This is a genomic window from Methylobacterium sp. SD274, from assembly GCF_017355285.1.
Classification (GTDB): Bacteria; Pseudomonadota; Alphaproteobacteria; order Rhizobiales; family Beijerinckiaceae; genus Methylobacterium.
In genome coordinates, this window is sequence record NZ_JADIJP010000025.1 from 23029 (window position 1) to 33914 (window position 10886).

Genomic DNA, 10886 nt, shown 5'->3' on the forward strand with positions numbered 1-10886 from the left:
CCGGGCAATGACCAAGCAAGTGACGCTAGATCCCGCCGGCGAACGGCTTCACGGCCTGCTGGGCTACGTCGAGCAGGTTGTCAGGCTCGACGAACGGGCGACCATGCGACTCGGCGAGCATCGTCTCCCGACCGGCCAGGCTTTCACCCTCCATCAGCATGAGCTCCACGCCTTGCCGGGCGTCAGGCACGACCTCGTCGACGAGGAGGGTCCGATCTGGCTGGCGGTCGAGCGGCTGCGGCGGAGCGGGCCGCCGGCACCGCCCGAGACGGCCGCGGAATGGCTTGAACTGGCTCCCGATCCGGAGAGACGGCCGCAGCTTCGCCCGTTCCTGATCCGGACGGTCCCGGCCGGCGAGAAGGATGCCCTCGTCTCCGATGGGTTGGCACGAGCCGAGGATTGCGCCGAGGCACTCGCCCAACCCGACAAGGACGTCCGCCTCTGGGACGTGCGGCTCCGGCTCGAAGACAGGGATGACCTGAGGACGGCCGCGGAGGCCTGGATCACCGAGCGGTGGTTACCCTGGTCGCTGGCGGAGGGGCCCGTCCGTCGCTCCCTTGCCTTGTACCAACGCCTGTTCGAGGTGGCGCAGCTGTCCGAACTCGGCGGCGGGGAGCGCCCGTTCGAGCTCGTCTGGGGCATCGGCCTCGCGCGCTGGCGAAAGGACGCGCAGGAGATCGACCTGCCCCTGGTGGAACGCCTGGTCGAGATCGAGGTCGACGATGCCGGCGGCGCCGAGATCCGGGTTCGTCCCCGTGCCGCCGCGGCCGCCGTGAACCTCCGGGCCTACGAGGAGCTGGGCGTCGAGGGCGTGACGCTGGCCCACGACGCGGCCCGGCGCGCCATCGCCATCCTCGATCCGGACGAAGGCATCTCGCCCTACCGGCGCGACAGCTTCGAGCCGATCCTCCGGTCCTGCCAGGCCAGGCTGGACGTCGAGGGTGGATACCTGCCCGACCGTCTGACGCTCGCACCCGGCGAACCCGTTCCGGCTGCAGGGGAGAACCTGTCGGTGTCCGACCGCTGGGTGCTTTTCGCCCGCCGCAGGTCGGACAGCTTCCTGCTCGCGGACATCGAGAACCTGAAGCGCTCCGTCGAACGTGCTGCGCAGGAGCACGGTCTGCCGGGTCCGGCGCGGACGCTGGTCATGGGGCCGGCCGACGAGCCGTCGCGGGACTTCTGGAGACCCTTGAGCGACCGGGTAGGCGGGACGGCCGAGCGCGCGCCCGAGCCGGAAGGCGCATCCGAGGCAGGCGACCTCTTCTTCCCCAAGCCGTTCAACGACGAGCAGATGGAAATCGTGCGGCGGCTCGAAGCCACCGACGGAATCGTGGTTCAGGGCCCGCCCGGAACGGGCAAGACCCACACCATCTCGAACATCATCTGCCACTACATGGCGACCGGTCGGCGCATCCTGGTCGTCTCCCATGGGGAGCCGGCCCTGGCCGTTCTACGGGACCAACTACCCGACGGGGTCCGCGACCTGGCGATCAGCATTACCGCGACCGAGCGCGAGGGCTTTCGGCAACTAGAAACTGCGGTTCGCCTCCTGCAGTCGGTGGTCGAGAGCATCAAGCCGTCGGAGCAGGCACGGCTGATCCGTGACCTGGAAGCGTCGGTCGTGGGGCTCCGGGGCCGGCTGGAAGCTGTCGACGCCGAGATCGAGCGGTTCGCACTCCGCCAACTCTCCCCCGCCTTTGGTGACGAGCGTCCCGCCGAGCTCGCGCGGCGGGTTGCGCACTCGGCCACGCGGCATGGCTGGTTCGAGGACCGTCCGGGCGACGCCTCCTCCGAGGCGACACCGCGGGACGAAGACGTCGCCGCCCTGCGCACGGCCCGCCTCGCCTTGGGAACCCGCCTCGAACACATCGACTGCGTCCTTCCCTCCGTCCACGACCTGCCGGACGGCGATGTCCTCGCGAGGCTCCACGACGATCTGGTCCGGTCCGTCCACCTTGCCGAGGCTGCGGCGAGCGAACCCTCGATCCGAGTGCGGATCGCGTCCCTGCAGGACGTGGCCCGAGCGCTTGAGGCAGCTTTCGAGCTGGGGGCCCTGCGCCGCGCCAAGCACCTCTCCGATGGCGCTCCCTGGCTGCAGCCGTTGGCTGAGGATATGCTGTTCGCGACCGGCGAGAACCGCCTCGTCGACCTTGTCAGGCGCTTCGCCGAGGATGCCCGACCTGTCGCTCGCGAGCGGGAGCGGTACCTCGGCCTTCCCGTTGAGCTTCCCGAGGGCTTTGGCCCCGCATCCCAAGAGGTCGCCGGCATCGTCCGCCGCCTCGCTGCCGACGAACCGGTGTTCGGCTTCTTCGCATTCCGCGAGAGGTCGCTGCGTCCCACCGTCGACGCCATCCGGGTGCAGGGGCACCCTCCGGCCGGACCCGGGGAATGGGCACATGTTCGTGACCATCTGGCTTGGCGGGATGCGGTCGCATCGCTCGCGATCCGCTGGCGGGCGTTGGCGGAGGAGATCGGCGCTCCCTCCGTCGCCACGGCTCGCGAGCTCGACCAGCTCGTTGCCACGCTCGATGCCGTTCTGTTTGAGGCGGAACGCGCGACGAAGGTTCTCAGCGCTACGTTCGCCGCCCTTGTTTCGGGTGGCGGGTCCGTCCGCGACCTTTGGCTGGATCGCCGTCGGCTCGATCTCGTCGAGGCAGCCTTTCGAAATGCCGCGGCCGCGGCGCAACTCTCGGCCTCCCGGAGCGAGATCGGCCGGCTTCAGACCTTTTTCCCGGAGACGGCAGGAAAGATCGGTCAGCTCGCCCGCAACTTCCTGTCGGAGGCAGTCGGGCGTCAGGGGGTGGAAGGGGAGCAGGTCTCGCATCTTTGGTCGGCCCTGCGTCGCCAGATCGAGGACCTGGGGCAGAGCCGAGCCCACTTCGATGTCGTTCGAGAGGTCACCGAAGCCGTCCACGCGTGCGGCGCGCCGATCTGGGCTTCGCGCCTTCGACGGGAACCGGCCAAGGACCTGGCCGACCCGCTGCTGCCGAAGGAGTGGCGCGAGGCCTGGGAATGGGGCGCGATGGCCGCCTACCTGGGGCGGATCGATGACCGGGACAGGCTGAGGTCGCTTGCGGACGAACGCGTCCGGCTGGATGCCGAGGTGCGGAAAACCTTTGAAGGGCTCGTCCGCGAGCGCACCTTCTACGAGCTCGGTCGCTCGATGACCGGTACGGTGCGTGCGGCCTTGATGATGTTCGCCACGGCCCTGCGCAAGACGGGCAAGGGCACCGGCAAGGGCGCCGTGCGCCACCGACGTGACGCCCGCCTGGCCATGGCGCAATGCTACGCCGCCATTCCATGCTGGATCATGCCGGCTTGGCGCGTCGCCGAGCAGCTGCCCGGCGAGGTCGGTTCCTTCGACCTCGTGATCATGGACGAGGCCTCGCAGTCGGACATCCGCGAGCTTCCGGCCCTGCTCCGCGGCAGGAAGATCCTCGTGGTCGGCGACGACAAGCAGGTGAGCCCGAGCGCGGCGTTCATCGAGAACGCGAAGATCGACCGGCTCGAACACGGCTTCCTCAAGGGCCAGCCCTTCCGAACCCTCCTCCTGCCGGGAGCCTCGCTCTACGACCTCGCCAAGGTGATGTTCCCGGACAAGCTGGTCATGCTGCGGGAGCACTTCCGCTGCGTCGAACCCATTATCCGGTTCTCGATGCAGTTCTATCCCGAACCCCTGGTCCCCCTTCGCGTGCCCACCGCGCACGAGCGGCTCGACCCTCCCCTCGTCGACATCTACGTGCCGGACGGACGCCGCAAGGGCGACAAGCAGAACCCCCGCGAGGCCGAGGTGATCGTCGACGAGATCCGCAAGCTCGTCGACGACCCGAGCCTTGCGCGCGTGGAGGCCCTGGACCGCTGGCGAACCATCGGCGTCGTGTCCCTGATCGGGGCGAAGCAGGCCGCCCTCATCAACCGCATGCTCCTGGACGAACTCGGCGAGGAACTCGTGAGGCGACACCGCATCGCCTGCGGAGACAGCGCCACCTTCCAGGGTAACGAGCGCGACGTGGTCTTCCTGTCGATGATCGCCGATCCGGACAGCAAGCAGGCCCAGACCGCCACCCAGTTCGAGCAACGCTTCAACGTGGCACTGTCCCGGGCCCGGGACAGGCTGGTCCTGGTGCGCTCCGTCCGGGAGGACGAGCTCAAGCCCGACGACCTCAAGGCGCGCGTGATCCGGCACTTCCGCGAGCCCATGGCCGGCGCCGAGGCCCGCTCGGGAGACCTGGAGGCACACTGCGATTCCGATTTCGAGCGCGACGTTCTTCGGCGTCTCGTCGAGCGCGGATACCGCGTGACCCCGCAGGTGGGCGCGCTCGGGTACCGGATCGATCTCGTCGTGGAGGGCGTGAACGGGCGTCGTCTCGCGGTCGAATGCGACGGCGACAGGTACCATGGGCCGGAGCGCTGGGCGGACGACATGCGCCGCCAGCGCATTCTGGAACGGGTCGGTTGGCGCTTCTGGCGTTGCTGGTCGTCGAGCTTCACCCTCGACCCGGATGGATGCATGCTGGACCTGTTCGAGACGCTCGAACGGTCCGGCATCGAGCCAGGAGGAGCTGCAGAGAGCCAGCCATCCTATACCGCGCACCGGACGGCTCCGACGTCGCGGGAGCGAGCGGAAGGACGGCCGGAGGCCGGTGCTTCACAGGACCTCCTCGAACCACGCGCCGAATGCGACCCGCTGGAGCGCGCCGGAACCCCGAAAAGCGTACCTTCGAAAGAAGGGATACGTGCCGGCGACCGGGTCGTGGTGCGCTACCTCGATGACAATAGGACGGCGACCTTCACGCTTGGGCATGGATCCCACGACGAGGTGAACGGACAGCTTCCCATCAGCTCACCCCTGGGGTCGAAGCTTCTCGGGGTATCGGAGGAGGACGAGATCGAGTTCGACGCGGGCGGGCGCATCCGTCGCGTACTGGTATTAAGAACTGAGCGGCCGCGTGCAGCCCTTTGATCGAGCGTGTCGTCGCTCGGTTGGTTGAGCGGCTTTGCGAACTACCTCGTGTCCGGAAATCCTTGCGGCCTGCTGGAACGTGCGCTTAAAGGCACATGTTGATGCGGTGGAGCCGTTGGCACCCCATATCACCGTTGCAGACGGCCGGCGGAGGTGTACCATTCACCCGCTGGTAACCGCATCCATTCCAGCGTGAGGCCGAACCCCTTTGATGGCCAGTCCCGTCGACATGACCGAGTATCGCACAATGGCGGAAAACGCCCTTCGTGCCAGTCGGGCAACCGGCAGTCGCCGGGTCGTGAGCAATCGCGGGCCCGAGCATGCGCGCGCCGTGACCGACGTGCTCGTTACCAGCGCGGAGCGACATCTCGCGTTCCTGTGCGGGTACTTCTCGTCGGATATCTTCGATGCCTCGAAGACCCGCGAGTTCCTCGACGGTCCCGGCGCCCAGATGTCGGTCCTGCTGGACCACATGCCGGATGCTGCCCATCGTTCCGCGCTGTCCGAACTCGGCGCATACATGGTCGGCGACGACCCAAAGCTGAGGGTCCGTCGTCTCGAACATCCGGCCACGGTGCATTTCGGCATCGCCGACGAACGCGACGTTCGGATCGAGACCGACACCCAGTCCCGAAAGGCCACGGTCGTCTTCGGCGACCCCGTCGTCGCGCGTTCCGCAACCCGCAAGTTCAAGTCGCTCTGGGATGCCGCGGTACCGGTCACCGCCCAGGAACTCGGCGCCTCCGCGACCCGCTAGGCGAACGGTCCCGCCCCATGCGTGCGTTCGGATTGCTCGCCCTCGGCGTCCTGGTCGGGCTTGCTGTCTATCACGTGCTCGGGGTGACCGGGGTCTCCGCTATGGTGGAGCACTTCCACCCGAAGTTCGACACCCCAGACCTGAGGCGCCTTGCGGCCGATGAGAACCGCAAGGCGCTTGAGGTCATTTTCGGCACCATCATCACCCTCGGGGGCATCACCCTCACCTGCACCGTGGGGTATCTCTCCCTACCACAGGAACGCTTTAGCGAGGCCGCGCAACGACTGGCACAGCAGGCATTCGGGGAGATGTACCAGAACCGGGAGGAATCCTCCGAGCAGTTGAAGCGGGCGCAAGCCGCCATTGAGAAGAACGAAAAATCCCGTCCCTCACTCATCGCCCTCTACACGCTGATTAGCATCCACTCCATTGCGCCCTGGACCTTTCGGCCCTGCCACAAGCAGCTGCAGGCCCTAGGGAACGGTCTGCGGAACGTCTGGCGGGGAACCCGCATCGCGGTGTTCGTACGCGCAGGCGACGTTTCCTGCGTCGCCTGGCTCGCGGGGCTCACTGCCCTGACTGTGCTGTTCGCCGCCCTTTTCATGGTCCGGCTTGTAGCCCTCGATGCCGTCGTGGACGGGCCCTGGCCGATGATCACCGACCTCGCCCAGCTCGGCGCCCTCTTCACGCTCGTCGCACTCGTCCTCGTCATGGGCATCGCCATCGCTCGGGCGGTCACGGCCCAGTCGGTCAGGCGTGCCATCGAGGAAGCCCGTGAGCAGGAGGAAGGCCGTTTGGCGGACGAGGCCACCCGCCTGATCGATCAGACCGGCGAGGTCCTCGGCGCCTAGCTCTGGACCGGGGCCTGTGCTGGATGCCGTCCGCGAAGCTTGCCCCTTCACGCCCCTCCACGATGACGCACCGCTTCCGGAAGGATGTACCGCCACGGCGTCTTCTAAAGCCGCACCGCCCGCAGCCGCAGGGCGTTCCCGATGACGCTGACCGAGGAGAGCGCCATCGCCGCGGCCGCGATGACCGGGGACAACAGGATGCCAAGAAACGGATAGAGCACCCCGGCCGCCACCGGCACGCCCGCGGCATTGTAGATGAAGGCGAAGAACAGGTTCTGGCGGATGTTGCCCATCACCGCCCGCGACAGGCGCCGTGCCCGCACGATGCCCATGAGGTCGCCCTTGAGCAGCGTCAGCCCAGCGCTTTCGATGGCCACGTCGGTCCCCGTTCCCATGGCGATGCCGACGTCGGCCGCGGCGAGCGCCGGGGCGTCGTTGACGCCGTCGCCCGCCATGGCGACCACCTGCCCCGCCGACTTGTGCCTCTCGACCACGGCGGCCTTCTGGTCGGGCAGCACCTCCGCCTCGACCTCCTCGATGCCGAGCCGACGCGCCACCGCCTCGGCGGTGGTCCGGTTGTCGCCCGTGAGCATGACGACACGGATGCCTTCGACCCGGAGCGCGGCCAGTGCCTCTGCCGTCGTCGCCTTGACCGGGTCGGCGATGGCGAGGACGCCGCCCACGCGTCCGTCGACGCCGACGAAGATGGCCGTCGCCCCGTCCCGCCTCAGGTCATCGGCCTGGACCGCGTAGGCGGAGACGTCCACGCCCTGCTCGCGCAGGAAGCTCGCGTTGCCGAGCGCCACACGCCGTCCCTCGACGGTGCCGAGCGCGCCCTTGCCCGTCGGGCTGTCGAAGCCGGTGACCGGGGCGAAGGCCAGCCCCCGCTTCTCGGCGGCCGCCACGACCGCGACCGCCAAGGGGTGTTCGCTCGCGCGCTCCACGCTTGCCGAAAGCCGCAGGACCTCCGCCTCGTCGAAGCCCGCCGCGGGCACGATCCGGGTGACCGTGGGCTTGCCCTCCGTCAAGGTACCGGTTTTGTCGACCACGAGGGTCGTGACCCGCTCCATCCGCTCCAGCGCCTCGGCGTTCTTCACGAGCACCCCGGCCCCGGCGCCCCTGCCGACGCCGACCATGATGGACATCGGGGTGGCGAGCCCGAGCGCGCAGGGGCAGGCGATGATGAGAACGGCCACGGCGGCCAGGAGGGCGAAGGTGAAGCGCGGCTCGGGGCCGAACGCCATCCAGGCGACGAAGGCCAGCAGCGCCACGCCGATGACGGCGGGCACGAACCAGCCCGCCACCCGGTCCGCGAGGCGCTGGATGGGGGCCCGGCTGCGCTGCGCCTCGGCCACCATCTGGACGATGCGGGCCAGCATGGTGTCCCGACCAACCTTGGTCGCCTCGATGACGAGCGAGCCGGACTGGTTGAGGCTGCCGCCGATGACCGTGGCGCCGGCCTCCTTCGTGACCGGCATCGATTCCCCGGTCACGAGGCTCTCGTCGACCGAGCTTCGACCTTCGCTCACGGTTCCGTCGACCGGCACCTTCTCGCCCGGGCGCACCCGCAGGCGGTCGCCGACGCGGATGTCCTCCAGGCGAACCTCGTCGTCGGTGCCGTCCGGATGAAGGCGCCGGGCGGTCTTCGGCGCCAGGTCGAGGAGCGCCCTGAGGGCCCCGCTGGTGCTCTCGCGCGCCCGCAGTTCCAGGACCTGGCCGAGAAGCACCAGCACGGTGATGACGGCCGCCGCCTCGAAGTAGGCCGGCACCGCCCCGCCGTGACCGCGCAGCGCCTCGGGGAACAAGCCGGGAGCGACGGTGGCGACGACGCTGTAGGCCCAGGCCACCCCGGTCCCGAGGGCGACGAGGGTGAACATGTTGAGGTTGCGCGAGCGCACGGAGTGAAGGGCCCGCACGAAAAAGGGCCAGCCGGCCCAGAGCACGACCGGCGTCGCGAGCGCGAACTGTATCCAGTTCGAGGCCTGCTGGCCGAGCCGCTCGGTCAGGCCGAAAAGATGGCCGCCCATCTCCAGCACGAAGACCGGAAGCGTCAGGACGAGCCCGACCCGGAACCGGCGCGTCATGTCGACGAGCTCCTCGCTCGGGCCAGCGTCCGCGCCGACCATGGCCGGCTCCAACCCCATGCCGCAGATCGGGCAGGCGCCGGGGCCGACCTGGCGCACCTCCGGATGCATCGGGCAGGTGTAGATCGTGCCTTCGGGCACGGGATCGGACTTCGCGGCGGCTTGGGCCGGGTCGATGTACCGGACCGGATCGGCCTCGAACTTCGTTCCGCAGCCTGTCGAGCAGAAGTAGTACGGGTGCCCGGCATGCTCGGCCCGATGCTTCGCCCTGTGAGGGTCGACCGTCATCCCACAGACGGGATCCTTGACCGTCCCGGCGCCGGCGGGCGGCTCGACCTGATGGCCATGCGCGTGGTCATGCCCGGCATGGGCACCGTGGGGGTCTGCATGGTCGTTCGCTGCGGTGCCGTGGATCATGATCGTGTTCCCGTTCGTCGATGTTGCCTATCGGTGTGCGCCTTCCCATCATGGGAAGGTCAACCATGGGGATCGTCATGAACATCGGGCAGGCGGCGGACGCATCGGGGGTCTCAGCCAAGATGATCCGCCATTACGAGAGCATCGGCTTGGTGCCCCAGGCCGACCGCCGGGACAGCGGCTACCGCGACTACGACCCGGAGGACGTGCACCGGCTCAGCTTCGTCCGCCGGGCTCGGGACCTCGGCTTCCCGTTGGAACGCATCCGGGTCCTTCTGGGATTGTGGGGCGATCCCACACGCAGCAGCGCCGAGGTGAAGGCCCTCGCTTTGACCCACATCGAGGAACTCGAAGAGAAGGCCCGCCACCTTCAGGAAATGGCGGACGTCCTTCGTGGTCTGGCCGACGCCTGCGACGGGGACGGACGACCCCACTGCCCGATCATCGAGGGACTGGAGGCCGGATCCGTGCCGGCCTCCAGCCCCTCGGGTGAACGGCTTATTTCGCGTTCTTCTTCAACCAGCCTTCCATCTCGCCGATCTCCTTCTCCTGGTCGTCGATGATCTTCTGGGCCATCGCCTTGGTCTCGGGGTCCTTGGCGTGCTTCAGGGCCACCTTGGCCATGGCCACCGCGCCCTTGTGGTGCGGGATCATGTGGGTGCGGAAATCCACGTCCGGGTTGCCGGTGTAGGGCACGTGCATGTCGTGCATCATCGCCATGTCGGCGGCCTTGAAGTCCTTGGTCGAGGCCGGGTCCTTCGGGTCCGGCTTCATGTCGTTTATCATCTTCATCATGTCTTCGTCATGCGACGCCTTCGGGTCGCCGGGCATCTCGTGCCCGCCGTGGGAATGGGTCGACTGGGCGAGGCTCGGCCCAGCCGTTCCGAGGCCGAGCAGCGCGGCCAGTGCAATCGTGCCGATGGTCTTCATGGTCGTTTCCATTCCTACGTGACGTAACTTGGTGGTGGGGCAGTGGGAGCCCTGCGCCCTGGACGGACGCATGAGGGTTCCCGGTCCGGGCGGCCGATCAGCGGTTCCGGGACGGCTTGGAGGCCGATCCATCGGGATGGGCGTGGTCCATGCGTTCACCCGACCCCGTCGAACCCGTCTCGCCGGGGCGCGCGTCGTGGGCCGGCCCACCCGAGGTGCCACCACGGTTCGGCGTCGGCTGGGTCTGCTGCTCGGCGTTGGCATTGCCCTGGTCGTCGGCGAGGGCCGGGGTTGCCGCCGAGAGGGCGATCAGCAGGGCGGCGGCGGTCATGGTCTTCATGGCTTCGGTCTCCTTGGTTCGTCGTGTTGGACAGGCCGGCAAAGCGTTTTCCGGCCGGTGGCTCGAACAGGAGGGACAGCCTTCGGCGGTCCTCCTGCATCCCTGCACGGGATCGGTCGGTCCCCTCCGGCCCGCGTCCGGGGCCGGAGGGCCGTTGGTCAGTTGAACTTGCCGCTCGTCGTCGCGCCGTCCGGGGCGGTGAGCTGGACGGCGCCCTTCGGGCTCTCACCGAGCGCCACGGACGCCTTGCCCGAGAGGCGGTTGCCGTCGGCCGGTTCGAGGGGCACCCGAGCCGGCTTGCCGCCGACGACGAGGATGGCGGTGCCCTTGAAGCCGGTCGCCGGAACCGGTTTCTGGCTGCCGTCCGTGACGAACACGTCGACGCTTTCGCCCTTGGCAACGAGCTCGACGTGGTACTTGCCGGCATCCGTCACCCGGCCGCCGTGCTGGCCGGACACCTCGTGCGCGTGGACCGGCAGGGCGAGCAGCACGCCCGCCATCAGGGCCATTCTCCAGGGAATCATCGGGTTTCTCCTTTTTGGGT

8 protein-coding genes are annotated in these 10886 nt (G+C 68.5%); 4 read left to right on the forward strand and 4 right to left on the reverse strand.

All coding sequences use genetic code 11. The features are described from left to right. Positions 1-7: 7 nt before the first annotated feature. From IPV08_RS18905 to IPV08_RS18915, 3 genes are all read left to right on the forward strand, one after another. On the forward strand, positions 8-4963 hold the full coding sequence (locus IPV08_RS18905) for an AAA domain-containing protein (protein WP_207413030.1): 4956 nt from the start codon (positions 8-10) through the stop codon (positions 4961-4963). Positions 4964-5174: 211 nt separating this feature from the next. After that, positions 5175-5720 (forward strand): hypothetical protein, encoded by a 546-nt coding sequence (locus tag IPV08_RS18910; RefSeq protein ID WP_056355105.1) that lies wholly within the window; start codon positions 5175-5177, stop codon positions 5718-5720. 17 nt (positions 5721-5737) lie between these two features. Continuing rightward, positions 5738-6571 (forward strand): hypothetical protein, encoded by an 834-nt coding sequence (locus tag IPV08_RS18915; protein WP_056355102.1) that lies wholly within the window; start codon positions 5738-5740, stop codon positions 6569-6571. 104 nt (positions 6572-6675) lie between these two features. Here IPV08_RS18915 and IPV08_RS18920 read toward each other — a convergent pair whose 3' ends face one another. Beyond that, on the reverse strand, positions 6676-9072 hold the full coding sequence (locus IPV08_RS18920) for a heavy metal translocating P-type ATPase (protein WP_056355099.1): 2397 nt from the start codon (positions 9070-9072) through the stop codon (positions 6676-6678). A 77-nt stretch (positions 9073-9149) separates the two neighbouring features. Here IPV08_RS18920 and cueR point away from each other — a divergent pair, with 77 nt between their 5' ends. Then, positions 9150-9635, forward strand: a complete 486-nt coding sequence (gene cueR, locus IPV08_RS18925; protein WP_082487872.1) for a Cu(I)-responsive transcriptional regulator — start codon at positions 9150-9152, stop codon at positions 9633-9635. Here the strand turns inward: cueR and IPV08_RS18930 are convergent. From IPV08_RS18930 to IPV08_RS18940, 3 genes are all read right to left on the reverse strand, one after another. After that, on the reverse strand, positions 9571-10002 hold the full coding sequence (locus tag IPV08_RS18930) for a DUF305 domain-containing protein (RefSeq protein WP_056355092.1): 432 nt from the start codon (positions 10000-10002) through the stop codon (positions 9571-9573). The genes cueR and IPV08_RS18930 overlap by 65 nt on opposite strands. Before the next feature lie 97 nt (positions 10003-10099). Continuing rightward, positions 10100-10342: a hypothetical protein gene (locus IPV08_RS18935; protein WP_056355088.1), complete on the reverse strand. Its 243-nt coding sequence runs from the start codon at positions 10340-10342 to the stop codon at positions 10100-10102. 158 nt (positions 10343-10500) lie between these two features. Beyond that, positions 10501-10866, reverse strand: coding sequence for a hypothetical protein (locus IPV08_RS18940; protein ID WP_056355086.1), 366 nt, complete (start codon positions 10864-10866; stop codon positions 10501-10503). Positions 10867-10886 lie beyond the last annotated feature (20 nt).